Annotated in this window: 21 protein-coding genes and 2 riboswitches; of the genes, 10 read left to right on the top strand and 11 right to left on the bottom strand. The window is 67.8% G+C overall.

Translation table 11 applies throughout. The features are described from left to right. Positions 1-5: 5 nt before the first annotated feature. Positions 6-1,157 (bottom strand): saccharopine dehydrogenase family protein, encoded by a 1,152-nt coding sequence (locus AC07M8_RS00900; RefSeq protein WP_495172584.1) that lies wholly within the window; start codon positions 1,155-1,157, stop codon positions 6-8. Positions 1,158-1,302: 145 nt separating this feature from the next. Between AC07M8_RS00900 and AC07M8_RS00895 the strand changes: the two genes are divergently transcribed. Both AC07M8_RS00895 and AC07M8_RS00890 read left to right on the top strand, forming a co-directional pair. Then, the gene (locus AC07M8_RS00895) at positions 1,303-1,764 is read left to right on the top strand and encodes an SAM-dependent methyltransferase (RefSeq protein WP_495172583.1); all 462 of its coding nucleotides are present in this window, start codon (positions 1,303-1,305) and stop codon (positions 1,762-1,764) included. 145 nt (positions 1,765-1,909) lie between these two features. Continuing rightward, positions 1,910-2,176 carry a hypothetical protein gene (locus AC07M8_RS00890; RefSeq protein ID WP_495172582.1) on the top strand — a complete coding sequence of 89 codons (267 nt, stop codon included), beginning with the start codon at positions 1,910-1,912 and terminating at the stop codon, positions 2,174-2,176. Positions 2,177-2,240: 64 nt separating this feature from the next. On the opposite strand, the gene AC07M8_RS00885 is transcribed toward AC07M8_RS00890, so the two are convergent. Further along, positions 2,241-4,007: an ABC transporter transmembrane domain-containing protein gene (locus tag AC07M8_RS00885; protein ID WP_495172581.1), complete on the bottom strand. Its 1,767-nt coding sequence runs from the start codon at positions 4,005-4,007 to the stop codon at positions 2,241-2,243. A gap of 254 nt (positions 4,008-4,261) precedes the next feature. Here AC07M8_RS00885 and AC07M8_RS00880 point away from each other — a divergent pair, with 254 nt between their 5' ends. Next, positions 4,262-5,494 (top strand): polyhydroxyalkanoate depolymerase, encoded by a 1,233-nt coding sequence (locus AC07M8_RS00880; RefSeq protein ID WP_495172580.1) that lies wholly within the window; start codon positions 4,262-4,264, stop codon positions 5,492-5,494. 114 nt (positions 5,495-5,608) lie between these two features. On the opposite strand, the gene proS is transcribed toward AC07M8_RS00880, so the two are convergent. The 7 genes from proS to AC07M8_RS00845 form a co-directional block, all read right to left on the bottom strand. Then, entirely contained in the window at positions 5,609-7,138 is a 1,530-nt protein-coding gene (gene proS, locus AC07M8_RS00875; protein ID WP_495172579.1) for a proline--tRNA ligase, read from the bottom strand. 45 nt (positions 7,139-7,183) lie between these two features. Further along, positions 7,184-7,717, bottom strand: a complete 534-nt coding sequence (locus AC07M8_RS00870) for a CcdC protein domain-containing protein (RefSeq protein ID WP_495172578.1) — start codon at positions 7,715-7,717, stop codon at positions 7,184-7,186. A gap of 62 nt (positions 7,718-7,779) precedes the next feature. Beyond that, complete coding sequence (gene gcvPB, locus AC07M8_RS00865) at positions 7,780-9,339, bottom strand: aminomethyl-transferring glycine dehydrogenase subunit GcvPB (RefSeq protein WP_495172577.1); 1,560 nt, start codon at positions 9,337-9,339, stop codon at positions 7,780-7,782. Beyond that, the gene (gene gcvPA / locus AC07M8_RS00860) at positions 9,336-10,694 is read right to left on the bottom strand and encodes an aminomethyl-transferring glycine dehydrogenase subunit GcvPA (protein ID WP_495172576.1); all 1,359 of its coding nucleotides are present in this window, start codon (positions 10,692-10,694) and stop codon (positions 9,336-9,338) included. The genes gcvPB and gcvPA overlap by 4 nt, the downstream gene beginning before the upstream one ends. 121 nt (positions 10,695-10,815) lie before the next feature. Then, positions 10,816-11,187, bottom strand: a complete 372-nt coding sequence (gene gcvH, locus AC07M8_RS00855) for a glycine cleavage system protein GcvH (protein ID WP_495172575.1) — start codon at positions 11,185-11,187, stop codon at positions 10,816-10,818. 34 nt (positions 11,188-11,221) lie between these two features. Then, complete coding sequence (gene gcvT, locus AC07M8_RS00850; RefSeq protein ID WP_495172574.1) at positions 11,222-12,409, bottom strand: glycine cleavage system aminomethyltransferase GcvT; 1,188 nt, start codon at positions 12,407-12,409, stop codon at positions 11,222-11,224. Between the two features lie 50 nt (positions 12,410-12,459). After that, positions 12,460-12,561: riboswitch (glycine riboswitch) on the bottom strand. Next, a riboswitch (glycine riboswitch) is annotated at positions 12,562-12,685 on the bottom strand. A 79-nt stretch (positions 12,686-12,764) separates the two neighbouring features. After that, a complete protein-coding gene (locus AC07M8_RS00845; RefSeq protein ID WP_495172573.1) occupies positions 12,765-13,415 on the bottom strand; it encodes a hypothetical protein in 651 nt (216 codons plus the stop codon). Positions 13,416-13,530: 115 nt separating this feature from the next. Between AC07M8_RS00845 and ispH the strand changes: the two genes are divergently transcribed. The 3 genes from ispH to rnhA are packed head-to-tail and all read left to right on the top strand — an operon-like array spanning position 13,531 to position 15,883. Then, complete coding sequence (ispH, locus tag AC07M8_RS00840) at positions 13,531-14,487, top strand: 4-hydroxy-3-methylbut-2-enyl diphosphate reductase (RefSeq protein WP_495172572.1); 957 nt, start codon at positions 13,531-13,533, stop codon at positions 14,485-14,487. After that, on the top strand, positions 14,487-15,437 hold the full coding sequence (thrB, locus tag AC07M8_RS00835; protein ID WP_495172571.1) for a homoserine kinase: 951 nt from the start codon (positions 14,487-14,489) through the stop codon (positions 15,435-15,437). Before ispH ends, thrB begins: the two co-directional genes overlap by 1 nt. Continuing rightward, positions 15,434-15,883, top strand: coding sequence for a ribonuclease HI (gene rnhA, locus AC07M8_RS00830; protein WP_495172570.1), 450 nt, complete (start codon positions 15,434-15,436; stop codon positions 15,881-15,883). Before thrB ends, rnhA begins: the two co-directional genes overlap by 4 nt. A gap of 10 nt (positions 15,884-15,893) precedes the next feature. On the opposite strand, the gene AC07M8_RS00825 is transcribed toward rnhA, so the two are convergent. Together AC07M8_RS00825 and AC07M8_RS00820 are read right to left on the bottom strand one after the other, a co-directional pair. Further along, positions 15,894-16,985, bottom strand: a complete 1,092-nt coding sequence (locus tag AC07M8_RS00825; RefSeq protein WP_495172569.1) for an NAD(P)/FAD-dependent oxidoreductase — start codon at positions 16,983-16,985, stop codon at positions 15,894-15,896. Next, positions 16,982-17,923 carry an alpha/beta fold hydrolase gene (locus tag AC07M8_RS00820; protein ID WP_495173118.1) on the bottom strand — a complete coding sequence of 314 codons (942 nt, stop codon included), beginning with the start codon at positions 17,921-17,923 and terminating at the stop codon, positions 16,982-16,984. Before AC07M8_RS00820 ends, AC07M8_RS00825 begins: the two co-directional genes overlap by 4 nt. 51 nt (positions 17,924-17,974) lie before the next feature. Between AC07M8_RS00820 and AC07M8_RS00815 the strand changes: the two genes are divergently transcribed. From AC07M8_RS00815 to AC07M8_RS00800, 4 genes are all read left to right on the top strand, one after another. Next, entirely contained in the window at positions 17,975-18,436 is a 462-nt protein-coding gene (locus AC07M8_RS00815; RefSeq protein WP_495172568.1) for an A24 family peptidase, read from the top strand. A gap of 62 nt (positions 18,437-18,498) precedes the next feature. After that, positions 18,499-19,530 (top strand): Flp pilus assembly protein CpaB, encoded by a 1,032-nt coding sequence (cpaB, locus tag AC07M8_RS00810; protein WP_495172567.1) that lies wholly within the window; start codon positions 18,499-18,501, stop codon positions 19,528-19,530. A 1-nt stretch (position 19,531) separates the two neighbouring features. Further along, positions 19,532-21,064, top strand: a complete 1,533-nt coding sequence (locus AC07M8_RS00805; RefSeq protein ID WP_495172566.1) for a type II and III secretion system protein family protein — start codon at positions 19,532-19,534, stop codon at positions 21,062-21,064. 22 nt (positions 21,065-21,086) lie between these two features. After that, on the top strand, positions 21,087-21,722 hold the full coding sequence (locus AC07M8_RS00800; RefSeq protein ID WP_495172565.1) for a CpaD family pilus assembly protein: 636 nt from the start codon (positions 21,087-21,089) through the stop codon (positions 21,720-21,722). Position 21,723: the final 1 nt, after the last annotated feature.

Raw genomic sequence — 21,723 nt, 5'->3', positions numbered from 1 at the left:
CCGGCTCAGCAGGCGGTAAAGGTCAGCCCTGCGCGCGCCTGCAGCCGATCGCGCAGGCCCGTGCCGAGCAGTGCCCCCGGCGTCCACACGCCCCCGGCGCCGTCGCTGTCGAGCAGGCACAGTGCGGTTTCCGCGATCATCTTGCTGGTCGAGCCATAACCCGGGTCGCGGTCGCCGGTGACCACCGCATCGATCCGCTCGCCATCCGGCATCAGCCCCGCGAACAGCAGGTCGTAATGCCCCGCCTCGCGCTCCTCGCGGCTCGGCCCTTCGCCCGGCTGCGGCCCCTTGTCGCCGGCGAAGGGATTGAACTTGGCGATCGCCTCGGCGGCGACCTTGCCCATGTCGCCCAGCCCCGCGACCATCATCTCGTCATAGACGAAGTCGGCGCCATAAGCGTGGCCGAGCAGGAAATTGGTGCGGTGGACGTTCTTGGTGTTGATCGGCGCCATCACGAACGGCGCCACCCAGCTGCCGATCGTCGCGTCATATTCGGGGATCATCCCCACCGGCTGGTGCGGCCCGGCAAAGCCCGGGGTCAGCGCGAACGGGCTGGCGAGCAGCCCCATCAGCGAGGGATCGCGCGCCAGCGCCGCCAGCGTCGCCTTGACGCTCGCCGCGGTGCCGCCCGAGAAGCTTCCCTTCATCACCCGCACCCGCCCCTTCACCCGCGGCACCGGCCGGCCGAAGCGCGCGCGGGCATGCTCCTGCAGCGTCAGCACGCCGAGATCGAACGGTATCGAATCGAAGCCGCACGAAAACACGATCCGCGCCCCGCTCGCCTGCGCCGCAGCCTGGTGGGCATCGATCATCGCCCGCATCCAGTGCGGCTCGCCGCACAGGTCGACGTAATCGGTCCCCGCCGCCGCGCACGCCTCCACCAGCCCCGAACCGTAAAGCTGATACGGCCCCACCGTCGAGATGATCACCCGCGCCCGCGCCGCCATCGCCCGCAGCGCCTCAGGGTCGTCGGCCTCGACGACCACCAGCGGCGTCGCCGCCGCGCCCGCGAGCCGCTCGCGCACCGCCTCGAGCCGCGCCAGCCCGCGCCCCGCCATCGCCCAGCGCGCGACGCCACGCTCGGCCAGATACTCAGCCACCAGCTGCCCGGTGAAGCCGGTCGCGCCGTAGAGGATGATATCGAACTCGCGGGCCATGATCGCGTCTCCCTGGCAAACCGGTGCCGCTCACTCTACCCCCACGACCGGCTGCGACAAGCCCGCCGGCGCCGCGCCGTCGCTGGCCATCCGGGCCCGACCGGCTAGAACAGGCGAGCGGCAGGACAAGGGGCGAACGGGATCAATGACCTATACGATCGAAGCGATCGGCCATGTGCGCGGCGGCCGGACCGAGCCGACCGACGACGATTGGGGCACCAGCCACGCCGCCATCCAGCTCGATCCCGCCGTCTTCGCGCCCGACGCGCTCGCCGGGCTGGACGCGTTCAGCCACGCCGAGATCGTCTTCCTGTTCGACCAGGTCACGCCGCAGCAGATCGAACGCGGCGCCCGCCATCCTCGCGGCCGGGCGGAATGCCCGCTCACCGGCATCTTCGCCCAGCGCGGCAAGAACCGGCCCAATCGCCTCGGCGTGACGATCTGCCGGATCATGGCGGTGGACGGCCTCTCCCTCCACGTCGAGGGCCTGGACGCGATCCACGGCACCCCCGTGATCGACATCAAGCCGGTGATGCGCGAGTTCTTGCCGCGTGGCGACATACACCAGCCGGCGTGGGTTTCGCCGCTGATGGCGGCTTATTGGTGAAATCCTGCGTGCCCGTCGCCACCGGGTCAGCATGGTTGCTCAGGCATCGTTTAGGCTTCACCCTGCTGCAATGATGACGTTCGGTTTTACAACCTTGATCGATCTCCTGAGCTGGATCGTCGCTTGTTTGCTTTGAGTGAAGGTCGTGTCGACACTGATCATCCTGATCGTGGACAAGCAGATGCGGGATCGACCGGGTTGGGGATCGATGCTGTGGTGGACGACCAAGATCACGCCCTTGGTGGCAGTGCCTTGCGCCATCTGGATTGCCGTACCGGAACGCGAAGCAGGTCTCGCCCGGCTGTTCATCGCAGTAGGATTGTACGCCGTCATGGCGGTGTCGCTGAAGATCCGGCAGCGTCGCAGGCGTATGGCCAGGCACATGGCAGCGGCCAGCCCCGTTCACTTGTAGATCAGGCTGCTCACCGATGTTGATGGCGCGAAGCGACGTCGTCCGCAGAGCAGCGCCTGCCCCCTCAAGCCGCCTCGCTGAACTGCAGGCTCGCCAGCCGCGCATAGAGCCCGCCATGGCCGATCAGGCTGGCATGGGTGCCCTCCTCGACGATTCGCCCGGCATCCATGACGATGATCCGCTCGGCCGCGCGCACCGTCGCCAGCCGGTGCGCGATCACCAGCGTGGTGCGGTTCTCCATCAGCCGCTCCAGCGCCTGCTGCACCAGCCGCTCGCTTTCGGCGTCGAGCGCGCTGGTCGCCTCGTCGAGCAGCAGGATCGGCGCGTCGCGCAGCAGCGCGCGCGCGATCGTCACCCGCTGGCGTTGGCCGCCCGACAGGCGCGCGCCGCCCTCGCCGAGGAAGGTGTCGAGCCCCTCGGGCAACGCGCGCAGGAAGTCTGCCGCATTGGCCGCCTCGGCCGCGGCCCACAATTGCTCGTCGCTCGCCTCCCACAGCCCGTAGCGCAGATTGTCGCGCGCGCTGGCGCCGAAGATCACCGTGTCCTGCGGCACCATCGCCATCTGCGCGCGCACCGCCGCCGGGTCCGCCTCGCGCAGGTCGACCCCGTCGAGCAGCACCCGGCCGGCATCGGGATCGTAGAAGCGCTCGGCGAGCTGGAACAGCGTCGATTTGCCCGCGCCCGACGGGCCGACCACCGCCACCGTCTCGCCCGGCCGCACGCTCAGCGAGAAGCCGCCGAGCGCCGCGGTGTCGGGCCGGGTCGGATAATGGAAGCGCACCTGGTCAAAAACCAGCGCGCCCTTGACTGGCACCGGCAGCGGCATCGGCGGCTCGGGCCGGGCGATCTCGGGCTGCTCGCGCATCAGCTCGGCGAGGCGGCTCGCCGCGCCGGCGCCGCGCAGCAGGTCGCCATAGACTTCGGTCAGCGCGCCGAACGCGCCGGCGACGATGCCGCCGGTGAGCACGAACGCGGCGATCGCGCCGCCGCTGATCCGCCCCGCGGCGACATCGGTCGCGCCCTCCCACAGCACCAGCGTGATCGAGCCGAAGATCAGCCCGATCATGATCGCGGTCATCACCGCGCGCAACAGCACCCGCCGCTTGGCCGCCGCAAAGGTCGCATCCACCGCCGCGCCGAACCGCTGCGCCTCGCGCTGCTCCTGGCCGAACGCCTGGACGATCTTCATCGCGCCCAGCGTCTCGTTGATCAGCGACCCGACGTCGGCGACGCGATCCTGCGAGGTGCGCGACAGCGCGCGGATCCGCCGCCCCAGGATCGTCACCGGCAGGATGATCAGCGGGATGCCGAGCAGCAGCATGCCGGCGAGCTTGGGCGACAGCGCGAACAGATAGATCATCCCGCCGATGCCGGTGAAGCAGTTGCGCAACGCGATCGACACGGTGCTGCCGATCACCGTCTCGATCAGCGCGGTGTCCGAGGTCAGCCGCGAGGCGATCTCCGACGGGCGGTTCTGCTCGAAGAAGCGCGGGGTGAGGCCGAGCAGGTGGCGCTGCACGCCGGTGCGGATGTCGGCGATCACCCGCTCGGACAGCCAGGAGACGAAATAGAAGCGGATTGCGGTGGCGATCGCCAGCACGCCGACGATCATCAGCAGGTAATGGAACGACGACGACACCGCGCCATTTGCTCCCGGCCCGAAGCCGCGGTCGATCACCCGCTTGAAGCCATAGGGAATGGCGATCGTCGCCGCCGAGGTGGTGGTCAGCGCGACCAGCGCGATGGCCAGCTGCCCGGGATAATCCAGCACCCGCTGCCAGACGAGCATGAGATCGCCAAGGCGACGGCGGGATGGGGTGGGCTCGGCCATGCCGCCGCCTAGCAGCCGAGACGGATGCGCTCAACGCCGGTGCGGGGTGATGCCGTCAGCGGTGGCTTGTCCCAGTCATGCTGAACTCGTTTCAGCATCCATCACCCCAACCGTTCCGCTTGGCCCGGCGCGCGGGCCAGACCCTGAAACAAGTCCAGCATGACAGAGACCTCCACCTACCGCTGCAGCGCAGCAATCCTGGCCTGCAATTTCCTGCACGACACACCCGCCCCCGATACGCTACACGATACCGCATGCTCTACGACGCCTATGAAATGCAGCGGAAGATGCTCGCCGGCGCCAGTGCGATGGCGCGATTCGGTGCCGGCTTGTTGCAGGGGCCGGCAAACCCGTTTTCCTATATGGGCGGTGGCACGGTGGTCGCCTCGGCGCTCGAGGTGTTCGCCCATGCCGCTGCACCGCGAGGTAAACCGGCGTTCGGCCTCACCCACACCGTGATCGACGGCGACGAGATCGCGGTGCATGAGGAGATCGTCCTCCAGCGGCCGTTCGGCCAGCTCAAGCGCTTCCGTCGCGAGGGGATCGAGCAGGCGCCCAAGCTGCTGATCGTCGCGCCGATGTCGGGCCATTACGCCACGCTGCTGCGCGGCACGGTCGAGCGCATGCTCCCGGTGGCCGACGTCTACATCACAGACTGGCGCGACGCGAAGCTGGTCCCGCTTGCCGATGGCCGGTTCGATCTCGATGATTACATCGATTATCTGGTCGCCTTCCTCGCCGCGATCGGGCCCAATGCGGGCCAGGGCGGCACCCATATGCTCGCGGTGTGCCAGCCCTCGGTGCCGTGCCTCGCCGCCGCCGCGCTGATGAGCGCCGATGCCCATCCCTGCCGGCCGAAGACGCTGACCATGATGGGCGGCCCGATCGACACCCGCGAGGCGCCGACCGCGGTCAACACGCTCGCCACCGAGCGCCCGCACAGCTGGTTCGCCGACAATGTGATCGTTACCGTGCCCGCGGGTCACCCCGGCGCTGGTCGCCGGGTCTATCCCGGCTTCCTCCAGCTTGCCGGCTTTATGTCGATGAACCTCGGCAACCACATGCAGAGCCATTGGGAGATGTTCGCGCATCTCGTTCAGGGCGATGGCGAGGGTGCAGGCGCGACCAAGGCCTTCTACGAGGAATATCGCTCGGTCTGCGACATGACCGCGGAATTCTACCTGCAGACGATTGACCAGGTGTTCCAGACCCACGCCTTGCCGCGAGGGCTGATGACCCACCGCGACCGCCCGGTCGATCTCGCCGCGATCACCGATGTCGCGCTGCTCGCGGTGGAGGGCGAGAAGGACGACATCTCCGGGCTCGGCCAGACCAAAGCGGCGCTGACCCTCGCCACCAGCCTCCCCGCCGAGCTGAAGCGCTACCTCGTCGCCGAAGGCGCCGGCCATTATGGCATCTTCAACGGCAGCCGCTGGCGCAACACGGTCGCGCCGGTGGTCGAGCAGTGGATCGCCGCCCACGGGTGATTCGGGGCTGTCCTACAGTGCCCTACCCTGTCACGCTCGCCGGACGCCCGGCGCATCACCCAAGTCGTCGGGCTCTGCCATGGTCGATATGCGTGACCTTAGCGAAGTTAGCGCTCAATAGGCCCGCGCGAGCAACACCCGCTCCACCGCGGCCTCGCCGGTGAAGATGCAGGTGCCGTCCGCCGGCGCCGCGTCGACCGGCACGTTGCGCACCGTCAGCTTGAGCGCCTTCAGCCGCTCCACCACCGCGTCGAGCGCCGCGCCGGTCGGCTTGGCCCATTGCACCTCGACCCAGCCGGGGTTCTTCACCCCCTCGGCGAAATGAGCCTCGACCGCGGCGAAGTCGGCCGCCGGCACGATGGCCGCCTTCAGCCGCGCGGTCGCTTCGTCGTGCAGCCCGGCCTGGATCGCTTCGAGCAGCGCCGGCGCCGTGGCGACCAGTTCGTCGCGTGCCATCACCTGCGAATCGAGCTTGCCGTCCTCGCGGTACAGCCGGTCGCGGCGGATCACCGAGACATTGCCGCCGGCGACGTCGCGGCCGCCGATCTCGATCACCACCGGCGCGCCCTTCTTCACCCAGCCCCAGCGCTTGGTCGCCGCCTTGGCCGGCTTGAGGTCGATCAGCGCGCGCACCGGCTCGCCGAGTGCCGACAGCGCCGCAAGCTCGGCCTGCAGCGCCTTGGCGTAGGCGACGATGCTTTCGTCTTCGGGCTGGTCGCGCAGCATCGGCACGATCACGATCTGCCAGGGCGCGATCCGCGGCGGCACGCGCAGGCCGTCGTCGTCACCATGGACCATGATCACGCCGCCGATCATCCGGGTCGAGACGCCCCAGCTTGTGGTGTTGGCGAGCTCGAACTGGCCGTCGGCGTTCTGGAAGCGGATGTTCTGCGCGTGCGCGAAGTTGGTGCCGAGGAAGTGGCTGGTGCCCGCCTGGAGCGCCTTGCCGTCCTGCATCATCGCCTCGATCGACCAGGTCTCGACCGCACCCGGGAAGCGCTCGTTCTCGGGCTTCTCGCCCGCGACCACCGGCAGCGCCAGGCACTCCTCGGCGAAGGAGCGATACACCTCGAGCATCGTGAGCGTCTCGTCGCGCGCCTCGGCGGGCGTCGCATGCGCGGTATGCCCCTCCTGCCACAGGAACTCGGACGTGCGCAGAAACATGCGGGTGCGCATCTCCCAGCGCACGACATTGGCCCATTGGTTGATCAGCACCGGCAGGTCGCGCCACGACTGGACCCAGCGCGCGAAGGCGGCGCCGATCACCATCTCCGAGGTCGGCCGCACGACCAGCGGCTCCTCGAGCTTGGCGGTGGGATCGGGCACCAGCCCGCCCTTGCCGTCGCCGACCAGCCGGTGGTGGGTGACGACCGCCATCTCCTTGGCGAAGCCCTCGACATGCTCCGCCTCCTTCTCGAAATAGGAGAGCGGGATGAACAGCGGGAAGTAGCAATTCTCGTGACCGGTCGCCTTGATCCGGTCGTCGAGCAACCGCTGGATTCGCTCCCAGATGCCATAGCCCCAGGGGCGGATGACCATGCAGCCGCGCACGCCGGACTCCTCGGCGAGATCGGCCTCGCTGATCACGGACTGATACCAGGCGGCGAAATCCGCTTCGCGGGTGACGGGGAGTGCGTGCTTCATCCGCGCGCTTTATCCGCGCGCGGGATGTTCGTCACCCCGGCTCGTTCAGGCGGTCGCCGGCGCCCGTGCCGCCGCCAGCATGCGCCGCGCGCGCAGGTACATCTCCAGCCGCGTCGTCGCGAACAGCCCGACGGCAAGCGCGATCAGCACGTCCGTGATCAGCATCGTGCTGAGATGCAGGCTGTAGGTGCCGCTGCCGGCCAGCAGGTCGCGCGCGGCGAAGCGGACGCCGATCAGCACGACGATGAACAGCATCGCCGCCGGCGAGGTCTGCTGGTTGAGCTTGTGGGTCTCCGCATCCACGGTGATCCGCATCATCTTGCCGCGCTGCCAGCCGAGCGCGCCGCCGACCAGCAGGGCAAGGCCGCTGAACAGCCAGCCGAGCCGGCCGGGCGGGAACTGGACGAACATCACGCCAGCGAACGCCGCGTAGATCGCCGGGATCACCCACAGCGTCTCGAGCCGCAGCGGCCGCATCCGCTTCATCCCCCGCATCCGGATAGCCAGCACCACGACCACGATCACCGTGCTGATGACATAGCCGATCCACTGGTTCGGCTGTGCTGCGTGTGCCTGCATAATACCCTCCCCGCTACCACTCCAACGCTGTGGTAACAGGGTAAGGCACCAACGATCCAGGCCTATTCGGCGGCGGCCTTGTCCTTCCACACCAGCACCGGCTTGCGCGCCGCCTGTGTTTCGTCGAGCCGGCTGCGCGGCGCGAAATGCGGCGCGGTCTTGAGCGCCTCGTCACCGGCCTTGGCGCGTTCCGCCACCGAGCGCAGCGCGCCGATGAACTGATCGAGCGCCGCCTTCGACTCCGTCTCCGTCGGCTCCACCAGCATCGCGCCATGGACGACCAGCGGAAAATAGACCGTCATCGGGTGGAAGCCCTCGTCGATCAGCCCCTTGGCGACGTCGAGCGTCGAGAAGCCTTCGGCGAGGTTGGCATCGGAGAAGATCGCCTCGTGCATGCACGGCCCGCTGCCCGCGAACGGCGCATCGAGCGCACCTTCGAGGCTGCGCAGCACGTAATTGGCGTTGAGCACCGCATCCTCGGCGACTTGGCGAAGGCCATCGGCGCCGTGGCTGAGGATATAGGTCAGCGCGCGGGTGAACATGCCCATCTGGCCATGGAACGCGACCATGCGGCCAAAACTCTGCGCATGATGATCCTCGGCAGTCTCTTCCTCGACCAGCACGAATTGGTCGCCCTGCTTGTCGACGAAGGGCAGCGGTGCGAACGGGGTGAGCGCCGCAGAGAACACCACCGGCCCGGAGCCCGGGCCGCCGCCGCCGTGCGGCGTCGAGAAGGTCTTGTGGAGGTTGATGTGCATCGCATCGACGCCGAGGTCGCCCGGGCGCACCCGGCCGACGATCGCGTTGAAATTGGCGCCGTCGCAATAGACGTAGCCGCCCGCAGCGTGCACCGCGTCCGAGATCACCTTGAGATCACGCTCAAACAGCCCGCAGGTATTGGGATTGGTGATCATCACGCCGGCGACGTCCGGCCCGAGCCGCGCGGTCAGTGCCGCGGTGTCGACCCGGCCGTCGGCGGTGGCGGGAATGTCCTCCACCGTGAACCCTGCGAAGGCGGCGGTGGCGGGATTGGTGCCATGTGCCGATTCGGGCACCAGGATCACCTTGCGATGACCCTCGTTACGCGCCTCGAGCGCCGCCTTGATCGCGAGGATACCGCACAGCTCGCCATGCGCGCCGGCCTTGGGGCTCATCGCCACCGACTGCATGCCGGTAAGCGTCACCAGCCAGTGACTGAGCTGGTGAATTACCTCCAGCGCGCCCTGGACGGTGTCGACCGGCTGGAGCGGATGGACGTCGGCAAAGCCCGGCAGCCGTGCCATCTTCTCGTTCAAACGCGGATTATGCTTCATCGTGCATGAGCCGAGCGGGAACAGGCCGAGATCGATTGCGTAATTCTGTCGGCTGAGCCTGGTGTAATGGCGGACCGCCTCAGGCTCGGACAGGCCGGGTAGACCGATCGGTGCGGCACGGTCGAGCCCGCCGAGCCGCGAGCCGACCTTGGCAGGCGCGGCGACTTCGACGCCCGTCGTGTCGGTCGAGCCGATCTCGAAGATCAGCGCTTCCTCGAGCATCAGTGCCTTGTTGCCGGTGAAGGTAGCGGCGATCGACTCGCCCTTCTCCGGCGCGGTCGGGCGCCAGCCGCTCTGGTTGATCGTCATGCGAGCAGCTCCTCGAGCGCAGCGGCAAGGGTTTCGACATCCTCCGCGGTGGTGGTTTCGGTCACCGCGACGACCAGCCCGTTGGCGAGATCGACGGCGTGCGGATAGAGCCGGCCGAGCGACACGCCAGCGAGAATTCCGCGCTCGGCAAGCGCACGCACGATCGGCCGGGCTTCCGTGGGTAGCTTCAGCGTGAATTCGTTGAAGAAGCTCTCGGTGACAAGCTCGACTCCCGGGACCCGCACGAGCCGCTCGGCCGCTGCGACCGCGCCGGCATGGTTGGTCGCGGCCAAGGCGCGCAGACCCGCCTCGCCGAGCAGGGTCATGTGGATCGAGAAGGCGAGCGCGCACAGCCCCGAGTTGGTGCAGATGTTGCTCGTCGCCTTTTCGCGGCGGATATGCTGCTCGCGCGTCGACAGGGTGAGCACGAAGCCGCGACGGCCCTCGGCGTCGATGGTCTCGCCGCACAGCCGGCCGGGCATCTGGCGAACGTATTTGTCCTTGCAGCCGAACAGGCCGACATAGGGTCCGCCGAACTGGAGCCCGACGCCGAGCGACTGGCCTTCGCCGACAACGATGTCGGCATCCATCTCGCCCGGGCTCTTGATCGCCCCGAGCGCCACCGGCTCGGTGACCACCGCGATCAGCAGCGCCTTGTTGGCGTGGCAGGCATCGGCGAGCGGGGTGAGATCGGCGATGCGGCCGAGGATATCGGGATATTGCACGACAACGCATGAGGTGTCGGCGTCGATGCTCGCGATCAGCCGCTCGATGTCGGTGTCCGCGCCAAGCGTCGGCGTCGCCGTGTCGAGCACGTCGCCGGTGTATTTCGCCATGGTGTTGGCGACCGACACGTAATGCGGGTGCAGCCCGCCCGAGAGGATCGCCTTGCCACGCTTGGTGATCCGCCGTGCCATGCCGATCGCCTCCCAGCAGGCGGTCGAGCCGTCGTACATCGATGCGTTGGCAACATCGGTACCGAGCAGCCGCGCCACCTGCGTCTGAAACTCGAACAGCATCTGCAGCGTGCCCTGCGCGATTTCAGGCTGATAGGGCGTGTAGGCGGTCAGGAACTCGCCGCGCTGGATCAGGTGATCGACGCTGGCGGGCACGTGGTGGCGATAAGCGCCACAGCCGAGGAAGAACGGCCCCTCGCCCGCCACAATGTTCTTGCGGGCCAGCGCCGTCATGTGCCGCTCGACCGCCAGCTCGCTGGCGTGAAGCGGCAGGCCGGGCACCGGTCCGGGGAGGCGCGCCGACTCGGGCACGTCGACGAACAGATCGTCGATCGACGCGGCACCGATCACGCCGAGCATGGCCTCGCGATCGGACGGGGTAAGGGGCAGATAGCGCATCACGTTCCTTTGAAACGTCACCCCCAACAATGGTGGGGGTCTCGGGCTACTGGATCGACGATAGCGTCGCGCAGAGGGCGCAAGATCCCGGCTCGCGCCGGGATGACAGTTACGGTGGGACTTACAGCTTCGCGACGAAGCCTTCGTAGGCGGTCTCGTCCATCAGTGCCTCGACCTCGGACGGGTCGCTCAGCGTGATCTTGTAGAACCAGCCTTCCGCTTCGGGGTCGGTGTTCACCAGGCTGGGATCGTCGGCGAGCGCGGCATTGCCCTCGATCACCGTGCCCGACACCGGCGAATAGACGTCCGACGCGGCCTTGACCGATTCGACCACTGCGGCCTCGTCACCCTTGCCGAGTTGCTTGCCCTCTTCGGGCACGTCAACGAACACGATGTCGCCGAGCTGGCCTTGCGCGTAATCGGAAATGCCGACGGTGCCGATGTCGCCATCGACATCGATCCACTCGTGATCTTCGGTGAAGTAACGGCTCATCTCATCTGCCTCCCAAAAAGCTCAAAGTTGCTGCTCAAACCTGGCGAACGTAGCGGTGTGGCACGAACGGCATCGGCGCCACCGTGGCGTTGTGGATCTTGCCGCGCTGCACGAGCTGGACGGTCCGCCCCTCGACCGCGAGCGATGCCGGCAGATAGGCCATCGCGATCGGGCCGCCGAACGACGGCGCGAAGCCGCCGCTGGTAACCTTGCCGATTTCAGCGCCGCTGGCATCGACCACGCCCGCGCCCTCTCGCACCGGCTGGCGGCCACTGACCACCAACCCGACGCGCTTGGTCGCGGGGCCATGCTCACGCTCCTCGAGGATCCGCTTGGCCCCCGCAAAATCCGCCGCCTCGCGACGCTTCTTGGCGAGCGCAAAGCCGAGATCGGCCATCACCGGCGTCGTATCGGGATCGAGGTCATGGCCGTAAAGCGGCAGCCCGGCCTCGAGCCGCAGTGAGTCGCGGGCGCCGAGGCCGATCGGCTTGATCTCGGGCTCCGCGCACAGGGCATCGGCAAAGGCTTCGGCCACGTCGGCAGGTATCGAAATTTCGACCCCGTCCTCGCCGGTGTAGCCCGAGCGGCTGATCCACAGTGGCGCGCCGTTCCACTCGAACGCATCGGCGGTCATGAACACAAGGCGATCAACACCCGGCACCAGCCGCGCTACCGCGGCAACCGCCTTGGGGCCCTGCACCGCGAGCAAAGCCTGCTCGTCCATCAGGTTCAGCGTCACCGCGTCGGGCAGGAAATCGAGCAGATAGGCGATATCGTCATATTTGGTGGCGCCGTTGACCACCATGTACAACTCGTCGCCATCCTCGCCGTCGCCGGTCGCCGAACGCCGGGTGATCATCAGGTCGTCGAGGATGCCGCCCTGCTCGTCGAGCAGCAGCGAGTAGCGGTTGCGCTTCGGGGCGAGGCCGGTGACGTCGCCGGGCAGCACCGCCTCGAGCGCCTTGTCGGCGCCCTCGCCGGTGAACACCAGCTGGCCCATATGGCTGACGTCGAACAGTCCCGCGCTTTCGCGGGTCCACAGATGCTCGGCCATGATGCCCTCGTACTGGACGGGCATATCATAGCCGGCGAACGGTACCATGCGGCCGCCGCGGGCACGGTGCCACCCGTCGAGCGGGAGCTGCTGGACGACGTCGTGCGCGGCATCGTCGCCATCGGCATTCGCCACATCGGCAATATCGGACTTGGGGGGCATGCTCATCGAACCGTCTCCACAGGGCGGCCGACTGCAGCCTGGCGCCGCAACCGAACCAAACCCCCTCTGTCACGGTACCTGAGAGCTTTCGCCGGCCCGCAGATGGCCCGGCTTACCCCTTCGGTGGCCCCTCGAAGGAGCGCTTTCCAGAGTGTCGATCGGCGCGCGCGGTCCGGGTTGCCTGAGAGATTCCGGGGTGGTTGCTCCTTCGGCGGCCTCCTTCTTCCGACCGGCAGCCATGATGCCAAGGTCGAAACGGAGGCTCTCTCCCGCGCGTGCCCATGCTGGTTGCCCGGCATCGACCCGTCAGGCTGTGGCGGGGCTGAAAACCCAAGTCAATCGGCAATCAGCCCAGCCGCGATCAACGCTGCGCGTTATACTTCAGCTGATCGTCGGTTAGCTGGAAACCGACCAGCGCCTCGAAGCTCGCGCTCAGCACTGCCTGGCGGATTTCGGGGCGGGTCAGCGGATCGGTGGCCGCATCCTGGTCGCCGGCCTTACGCTTCTTGGTCAGCTCGTCACGGACGTTCTGCGGGAGGGTCGCCGCAGCGCGGCCCACCCAGGTGGTTGCCTGACCGGTGGCGGTGGCACGCGCCTGGCCGGCATCGAAATGCACCGCAACCTGGCCGACCCGCTTGGCGGTGACGTTGGTGCCGCCGCGAACCATGGCAATGAAATAGGGCAGCGTCAGGTCACGCGGCGCATCGGCGCGGGTGCGACGGGCGTTGACCTGGAAGGTGACGGTGGTGGCAATCTGCTCGCCGCTGTCGTTGCAGGTGGAGCGAACATTGGTGACATCGGCAACGACGTCGATCGCACTGGCGTCGCGGCTGCCCGCCGGATCAAACAAGGTTACGTCGCCGGTGCCGGCCGGCACCCCGACCACCGGGCAGGCGGAGCGAACCGCGGAGATGCCGCCTTCGACGATCTCGCCTTTGCCGGCGCAACCGCCAAGAGCAAGCGCGCCAATGGCAAGTGCCGGGGCGGAAAGGCCAAGCAGGGTGGTTTTCACGGGAACGCGTACCTTTTCGAACGGCTGGGGCCAGACCGAATGGCGGCCCCGGATCGGCGCGCACCATAGGAACCGGCTTTCACCCGCGCAAGCAATGGCGTAGAGCCGCGGCATCATGACGCCCAGCGACAAACCGGCCCTCACGCTGCTGATCGCAGCCCCGCGCGGCTTCTGCGCTGGCGTCGATCGCGCCATCCGCATCGTCGAGCTGGCGATCGAGAAGAATGGCGCGCCGGTCTATGTCCGCCATGAGATCGTCCACAACAAGTTCGTGGTCGACAGTCTCAAGGCCAAGGGCGCGATTTTCGTCGATGAGCTGGATCAGGTGCCCGATGGCGCACCGGTGGTGTTCTCCGCGCACGGGGTGCCGAAGTCGGTGCCCGCGGCCGCCGAGGACCGGGGCATCGGCTATTTCGACGCGACCTGCCCATTGGTTTCCAAGGTCCACCGCCAGGCAGAGCGGCTGGTTGCCGCAGGGCGCCACATCGTCTTCATCGGCCACGTCGGTCATCCCGAGGTGATCGGCACCTTCGGCCAGGTGCCCGAAGGGGTAATGACATTGATCGAGACGGAGGCGGACGCCGAGCTGTTCGCCCCGGCCGATCCCGCAAACCTCGCCTTCCTGACGCAGACGACGCTGTCGGTTGACGATACCGCCGCCGTGGTGCGGACGCTGCAGCGCCGCTTTCCGCTGATGCAGCCGCCGCGCGGCGAGGACATCTGCTATGCGACGTCGAACCGTCAGGCCGCGGTCAAGGCGATCGCCGCTTCCTGCGACCGCATGTTGGTGATCGGCGCGCCCAATTCGTCGAACTCGGTACGACTGGTCGAGGTCGCCGAACGCGAGGGCGTTCAGGCACGCCTGATTCAGCGCGCCAGCGAACTCGACTGGGACTTTCTCGCCGGTGTCACTACGCTCGGCATCACCGCCGGCGCATCCGCCCCCGAACTGTTGGTCCGTGAACTGGTCGACCGGCTCGCCGAGCGCTACGCGATCACCGAGCAGGAGGAGGAGACCACCCGCGAGACGATCGCCTTCAAGCTGCCACGCGGGCTCGACGCGGCGGCCTGATGGCGGTTTATACGCAGGTACCCTCGGAGACGCTGGCGGCATTCCTCACCCGGTTCGATGTCGGCGTGCTGGTCGCGCAGAAGGGCATCGCGGAGGGAGTCGAAAACTCCAACTATCTGGTCGATACCAGCAAGGGGCGGTTCCTTCTCACCCTCTACGAAAAGCGCGTCGACGCCGGCGATCTGCCGTTCTTCCTCGATCTGCTCGAGCATCTCGCGCGCCGCGGCAATCCGGTGCCACGCGCCCTGCCCGACCGTGGCGGGCAGACGATCCATCAACTCGCCGGCCGCCCCGCCTGCCTGATCGAATTCCTGCCGGGCATCTCGGCCAGCACACCGACGCCCGTGCAGGCGCGCCACGTCGGCACGGCTCTCGGCAAGCTGCACGGCAGCCTGCAGGATTTTGCGCCGACACGCGCCAATACGCTCGGCCCCGGCGCCTGGCAGGCGCTGCTCGATCAATGCGGCGCCGGTCTCGACGCCATTGCGCCAGGGCTATTCACCCAGCTGTCGGCAGCGGTCGCCGAGGTGGTCGCGCACTGGCCCGGGCAGCTGGCCCAATCGGTGATCCACGGCGACCTGTTCCCGGACAATGTGCTGATGCTGGATGACCAAGTCAGCGGCCTGATCGACTTCTATTTCGCATGCACCGACGTTCGCGCCTACGATCTCGCCGTGACCCACACCGCCTGGAGCTTTGACGCCACCGGCGAGCGGTTCGACGAGACGGTCGGCGATGCGTTGATCGACGGCTATACCGAGCGCTTTGCGCTGACCGCCGACGAACGCGCGGCGCTGCCTGTGCTCGCGCGCGGCGCGTGCCTCCGCTTCACCCTCACCCGGGCATGGGACTGGCTCAACACGCCTGCGGGCGCGCTGGTGACGCGCAAGGATCCGCTAGCCTATTGGCGTCGCTATCTGGCTTACACGCAAGGAAATCTGTTCGCATGACGGTGGTGGAAATTGCGACCGACGGCGCCTGCAAGGGCAATCCCGGACCAGGCGGCTGGGGCGCGCTCGTGCGCTTCGGCGAGCATGAGAAGGAGTTGTCCGGCGGCGAGGCGCTGACCACCAACAACCGCATGGAACTCACCGCCGCGATCAAGGCGCTCGCCATCTTGACGCGGCCGTGCACGATCAAGCTCTCCACCGACAGCAAATATGTCATGGATGGCCTCACCCGCTGGATCCACGGCTGGCGCAAGAACGGCTGGCGCACCGCCGACAAAAAGCCGGTCAAGAACGCCGATCTGTGGCAGGCGTTGTTCGATGCGGCGCAGAAGCACGAGATCGAGTGGGTCTGGGTCAAAGGCCATGCCGGCCACCCCGACAATGAACGCGTCGACAAGCTCGCCAGCGACGCCGCGGTGGAAGCGGGCCGCAAGCCTGCGGCCTGATCGCGATGCGCTAGAGCGCGAACCGGCCGGGCGCGTAACGCGACGGATCGATGCCGGCATAGCCCTCGCCAAGCGACTCGCCGAGCAACAGGCCGGCCGCAACTGCAGCACCCGCAGGCGCGGTTTGGATGCCGAAGCCGCCCTGACCTGCACACCAGAAGAAGCCAGGTACCAGCGGATCGAAGCCATATATCGGCAACCGATCCGGCGCAAAGCTGCGCAGGCCTGCCCAGCTACGCTCCACTGCCGTGACCTTCCACTCGACCACCTGCTCGAACCGATCGATTGCGATCGCGACATCGAGTTCCTCGGGCGCGGCGTCCCCTGGTGGCGCCGGGGTCTCGTCGTGGGGCGACAGCCACACGCGCCCACCCGCCTCCGGCTTGAAGTAAAAATTTCCCGAAATGTCCGCAACGTGCGGCATGGTCGCGGGCGCCGGCGGATCGGTACGCAGTTGCACGAGCGTTCGCCGGTATGCGCGGATCCCGAGCGGTCGGGCGCCAGCCGCGCTGGCCACCGCGTCGGCCCAGGCGCCAGCGGCATCGACCAGCACGGTAGCGGTAAATTCGCCGGCGTCAGTCTCCAGCGACCACCGTCCATCGGTGCGACTCGCCTGCTTCAGCCCGGCTCGCGCGACGATCTCGGTGCCGGCGCGGCGGGCGTTCGCAAGGTAGAGGGCATGAAGCGCAGCGACATCGATATAGGCGCAGGTCGGCTCGCTGATGCCGAGCGTCCAATCGGGCTTCAACCCCGGAATGTACGCAGCTGGATCGACCCGCGCCAACGGCACCGAGCTATCCGCAAAGCTTGCGAGGAATGCGTCGATCCGCTGCGCGTCGCTTGGCCGCCCGATCTGCACGGAGCCGAGCGGAGCAAGAAAGCCGCCCTCGCGCAGTGCGGTCTCCGAGGCACTGGTCAGCGGCTGGACGCCCGGCCCGCCATAGGTTTCCGACCAGAAGGCGGCCGAGCGCCCGGTGGCGTGGTAGCCAGGCTGGTCCTCCGCCTCGAGCATCAGCACGCGGGCACGCGAGCCGAGCGTCGCGGCCAGGCTGGCGCCGGCCATGCCGGCTCCGACGATGGCGATGTCGTAGGTCTTCGTCACGCGGCGCGCTCATCGAGGAATTGGTCGATTGCCGCATAGGCGCGCTGCCGGACCCCGTCGTCCTCGCGCAAAATTTCATGCGCCGACTCGGTCCCGAATCGTACCAGCTCGACGTCGGGCAGGCGTGCCGCGAGGCGTCGCGCCGCCGCCGAGTCGACCAGGCCGTCGTGGTCGGCGATCAGCATCAGCACCGGCACGGCGAGCGTGGCGAGACGCGGATCGGCCTGCAGCGCGGCGCCCGAGCGGAACGCTTCGCGCACCCAGGCCCAGCTCGGTGGGCCGAGCAGCAGCGCGGGTTGGCGGCCGTACCACCAGGCTTCGTCGCCATGGCGCTCGACCGAATGGGTGAGCAGCCGCTGGCGGTGGCCGGCGGAGCGCTGGTCCGGCCGCACCCGCCACGCCGCGCGCGCAGGATCACCGGTACGCGCGAGCGCGCTCGCCACCCACGCACCGATCCGCGACCCGAGCGGCGAGCGTATACCGATCATCGGTGCGACCAGCACCGCCGCGTCCGGCGCCACCAGCCCGTCGAGCATTGCGCGCAGCGCCAGATGCCCGCCCATCGAATGCGCGAGCAGCACCGCCGGCCCTGCCTGTCCAGCCGCCTCCGCTATCCACGCCTGCCAGAAGGCACCAAGGTCGCTGACCAACGCCCCGAAGTCGTCGGCATGACCGACATGCGGATTGGTCGACAATCGCCCGGAGCCCCCCTGACCGCGCCAGTCGAATGCGGTGACTGACCAGCCACGGCCATGCAGATGGGCGATCACCTCTAGATACTTCTCGATGATATCGGCGCGGCCACCCTGGATGAGGATCCGTCCCCGCCCCGCGCCGGGCCAGTCGAATCGACGGTGGAGCCAGCCATCGGGCGCCTTCCAGGAGGAGAAGGTAGCGCCGGCGGGAATGGTGCGGCGAAAGGCCATGGGATCGAGCATCATCGCCATGGTTACGTTTTCGCAAGCCATCGCGTCTACCGGTGTGCGCCGATGGGGTGGGACAATGTCTTTGCGGTGGCGCTGCTCGTAGCGCTCGGGGCCTTGCTGGTATCGGCGGGCATCGAGGATGCGCGTATCCGCGAAATCGCCAACTGGAAGAACGCGGCGATCGCGCTGGCGGCGCCCGCTTGGTGGTGGGCGATCGGACTCGGCTGGGCTGACATCGGCGTCCAGCTGATTGTCGCCACCTTGGTTTTCGCAATCTTCTGCGGCTGTTTTGCGATGGGCTGGATGGGCGGCGGCGACGTCAAGCTGATCGCCGCGCTCGCGCTGTGGCTGCCGCTCGGCGGGTTGATCCAGATGCTGATGGTGATGTCGATCGCGGGCGGCGCGATCACGCTGCTGATGCTGATCGAGCGCACGATTCGCCAGAAACAGGGGCAGCTGGAGATCCCCTACGGGGTCGCTATCGCCGCCGCGGCGCTGCTCGCATTACCACAAACCGGTTTTTAACCACTTTCCTGCAAATGCTTATCGCCGGTTCAATCACCGGCGCTCCGAAAGGCCCGAGTTAAATGGATAGTCGCAAGATCGTGTTGCTGGTGGGCGCGTTGTTCGTCGCCGCTATCACGGCATTCTTCGCCCGCACGCTCATCGCGGGCTCGGCGGCACCGCAGGCGTCTGCCATGGGCCAGCCGGTCGCGCCGATCGATGGCCCCGAGGTGCTGGTCGCGACTCGCGCGCTGCCGGTCGGCACCATCCTCGAGCCTACCGCCTTCAAGTTCCAGCCTTGGCCCAAGGAACTGGTGGACGGCGCCTATTACATCAAGACCACCACCGATGTCGCCAAGCTGCAGGGCACGGTGGTGCGCAACGCGATCACCGCAGGGCAGCCGATCACCCAGGGTACGCTGGTCCAGCCCGGCGACCGCGGGTTCTTGGCCGCCGCGCTCGGACCGGGCATGCGCGCCGTCACCGTCGGTGTTTCGGGCCAGGCCGCAGTTGCAGGCTTCGTCTTCCCGGGCGACCGGGTCGATCTGGTGCTGACCCAGAGCGTCGCGGGCGGTGGTAACGGCGCCCCGCTCAAGGTATCCGAAACGATCATGCGCAATGTCCGCGTGCTCGCCACCGATCAGCGCACCGACAACACCGTGGGCGAGAACGGCAAGAGCCAGGTAAGCACCTTCTCCACCGTCACCGTCGAGGCGACGCCCAAGATGGCCGAGCAGCTCGCGGTGGCCAAGACGCTGGGCGATCTGTCGCTGTCGCTGCGCAGCCTTGCCGACAATTCTGCCGAACTCGAGCAGGCGATCGCCAGCGGCGCGGTCAAGGTGCCCGATGGCGATCCAAAGGCGGAGAAGGCGATGCTGCTCCAGCTCGCCAGCCAGCCGCAGGTCGGCAACACCACTTTTGCCACCGGGGCCGACGTGTCGCGCTTCCAGCGCAGCAGCGTCCCCGGCAAGTCGATGGATGGCACCGCACCGATGAACGGTGTGCCGGTCGCCGCCAATGCCGGGGGTGTGGCGCCTGCCATCGCCCAGGGTCCCGTCGTGCGCATCGCGCGCGGCACCAGCGTGACCGTGGTTCCGGTCGGGGGGAAGAATTAAGATGGCTAAGTTGTTGAAGCCGATCGGCCTGCCGCTGGCGATCGCGCTGGTTGCCGCCGCCGGCGGCGCGGCCCCGGCACCGGCGCAGAGCATCTCGCAGGCGCGCCCGCCGGTCGTCGAGGTCAATACCGGCCGCGGCCGGCTGGTGACGCTGCCGCGGCCGATGACCGACCTGTTCGTTGCCGACGACTCGGTGGCCGACGTCCAGGTTCGCTCGCCGACCCAGCTCTACATCTTCGGCAAGAAGACCGGCGAGACCACCATCTCCGCTACCACCAAGAGTGGCGCGGTGGTCTATGCCAGCACGGTTCGCGTCGGCAACAATTACGACTCGATTGGCGCGATGCTCCGTCTCGCTATGCCGGATGCGCAGATCACCGCAGTGCCGATGAACGGGCTGGTGCTGCTCACCGGCACCGTCGCTGGCCCAGGCGATGCCGCGGAAGCCGAGCGGCTGGTCCAGGCCTATGTCGGCGAGACCACCAAGGTGCTCTCGCGCCTCAAGTCGGCGACGCCGCTGCAGGTCAACCTCCAGGTCCGTTTCGCCGAAGTGAACCGCTCGTTCGCCAAGAACGTCGGCGTCAACCTGCTTACCGCCGATCGCGGCTCGGGCATGCTGTTCGGCAGCACCTCGGGCACTCCCGGCACGATCACCTACGACGCCACCACTGGCGCCAAGACATCCACCTATGCCGTCGGCGCGCAGCGGACCACCTTGGGTCTGGCTGGCCGCCTGCTTGGTGTCGACTTCCTCGGTACGCTCGACCTCGGCGAGACTACCGGCCAGGTGACCACGCTCGCCAACCCGAACCTCACCGCGCTGTCGGGCGAGACCGGCACCTTCCTTGCCGGTGGCGAAGTGCCGATCCCGATCGCGCAGGGCCTCGGCACCGTCTCGGTCGAGTACAAGCAATATGGCGTCAGCCTGTCGTACACGCCGACGGTGCTGTCGGACGGCCGCATCTCCCTGCGCGTCCGCCCCGAGGTATCGCAGCTCGATTATTCGAACGCGGTGACGATGAACGGCACCCGCGTGCCGGGCGTCACCACCCGTCGCGCCGAGACCACCCTCGAGCTCGGTTCGGGCCAGAGCATGATGATCGGTGGCCTGCTGCAGAACAGCCACAACAACTCGCTCGACAAGACGCCCTTCCTCGGTGACCTGCCCATCCTCGGCGCGCTGTTCCGCTCCAACAGCTGGCAGCGCAACGAGACCGAGCTAGTGATCGTGATCACGCCGTATCTGGTGAAGCCGGTCAACAACCCCAGCCAGATCGCACTACCGAGCGACGGCTATCGGTCGCCGAGCGATGCCGCGCGGCTGCTGATGGGCCAGCTCGACGGTGGCCCCTCGGGTACCCCGCGCCCGGTGCCGCTGATGGTACCGATGACGCCTCCGCCGCCGACGATCGGTGCCGCCGCGGCGGTCCCTGCCGTGCCGCAGCGCGATCCGCAGGCCGTCGCCGCAGACACTAAATCGACCACGACTAAGCAGAAGAAGGGCGCCACTCCGACGCCCGGCTTCTCCAACTAAGCCCGCGAAGGATATGGCTTCGATGATCAAGCATCCCCTTCTCCTCGCCGCGCTGGCCGCCCCGGCCCTGCTGGGTGGCTGCATGGGCACGCAGAACCGCGGCGTCGAATCGGTTCACCAGCCAATCGTCGCCCGCGCCGATTACGCGCTGGACCTCGCCACCCGCGGCACCGCGCTCGCACCGGGCGAAAGCCGCCGACTTGCCGGATGGATGACCGTCATGCACCTTGGCTTCGGCGACAAGGTCGCGATCGACGATCCCGGCTATGACAGTGTACGCGCGCGTGACGAGGTGGCCGGGGTCGTCGCCAGCTACGGTCTGCTGTTGTCGGATGACGCGCCGATCACCAATGCGCCGGTAACGGCGGGAACGATCCGAGTCGTCGTCAGCCGCATGCGCGCAGGCACGCCGGGCTGCCCGGACTGGTCGCGCAACGCCAGCAACGAATTCGACAGCAACACCTCCTCCAACTTCGGTTGTGCGGTCAACGCCAACCTCGCCGCGATGGTCGCCCGTCCCGAGGACCTGGTCCACGGCCGTGGCGGCGACACGTTCATCGATACGGCGACGTCGGGCAAGGCCATCGACGCCTATCGCAAGGCGGCGCCGACCGGCAACGGCAACACGGTCAAGGCCGAAAGCGCGAAGGGCAGCTAAG

The sequence above is a fragment of the Sphingomonas sp. GW821-FHT09E03 genome, from assembly GCF_059416225.1.
The sequence above is the reverse complement of the archived record's forward strand: the minus strand, read 5'-3'. Positions and strand labels throughout refer to the sequence as shown.

Coding starts and splice junctions, on each gene's coding strand:
- AC07M8_RS00820 (WP_495173118.1), bottom strand. CDS start 17,923: ATGCTCGATCCCATGGCCTTTCGCCGCACCATTCCCGCCGGCGCTACC.
- gcvPA (WP_495172576.1), bottom strand. CDS start 10,694: ATGCGCTATCTGCCCCTTACCCCGTCCGATCGCGAGGCCATGCTCGGC.
- AC07M8_RS00805 (WP_495172566.1), top strand. CDS start 19,532: ATGGCTAAGTTGTTGAAGCCGATCGGCCTGCCGCTGGCGATCGCGCTG.
- gcvH (WP_495172575.1), bottom strand. CDS start 11,187: ATGAGCCGTTACTTCACCGAAGATCACGAGTGGATCGATGTCGATGGC.
- AC07M8_RS00880 (WP_495172580.1), top strand. CDS start 4,262: ATGCTCTACGACGCCTATGAAATGCAGCGGAAGATGCTCGCCGGCGCC.
- gcvPB (WP_495172577.1), bottom strand. CDS start 9,339: ATGACGATCAACCAGAGCGGCTGGCGCCCGACCGCGCCGGAGAAGGGC.
- rnhA (WP_495172570.1), top strand. CDS start 15,434: ATGACGGTGGTGGAAATTGCGACCGACGGCGCCTGCAAGGGCAATCCC.
- gcvT (WP_495172574.1), bottom strand. CDS start 12,409: ATGAGCATGCCCCCCAAGTCCGATATTGCCGATGTGGCGAATGCCGAT.
- AC07M8_RS00815 (WP_495172568.1), top strand. CDS start 17,975: ATGGGGTGGGACAATGTCTTTGCGGTGGCGCTGCTCGTAGCGCTCGGG.
- AC07M8_RS00900 (WP_495172584.1), bottom strand. CDS start 1,157: ATGGCCCGCGAGTTCGATATCATCCTCTACGGCGCGACCGGCTTCACC.
- AC07M8_RS00870 (WP_495172578.1), bottom strand. CDS start 7,717: ATGCAGGCACACGCAGCACAGCCGAACCAGTGGATCGGCTATGTCATC.
- proS (WP_495172579.1), bottom strand. CDS start 7,138: ATGAAGCACGCACTCCCCGTCACCCGCGAAGCGGATTTCGCCGCCTGG.
- ispH (WP_495172572.1), top strand. CDS start 13,531: ATGACGCCCAGCGACAAACCGGCCCTCACGCTGCTGATCGCAGCCCCG.
- thrB (WP_495172571.1), top strand. CDS start 14,487: ATGGCGGTTTATACGCAGGTACCCTCGGAGACGCTGGCGGCATTCCTC.
- AC07M8_RS00895 (WP_495172583.1), top strand. CDS start 1,303: ATGACCTATACGATCGAAGCGATCGGCCATGTGCGCGGCGGCCGGACC.
- AC07M8_RS00800 (WP_495172565.1), top strand. CDS start 21,087: ATGATCAAGCATCCCCTTCTCCTCGCCGCGCTGGCCGCCCCGGCCCTG.
- cpaB (WP_495172567.1), top strand. CDS start 18,499: ATGGATAGTCGCAAGATCGTGTTGCTGGTGGGCGCGTTGTTCGTCGCC.
- AC07M8_RS00885 (WP_495172581.1), bottom strand. CDS start 4,007: ATGGCCGAGCCCACCCCATCCCGCCGTCGCCTTGGCGATCTCATGCTC.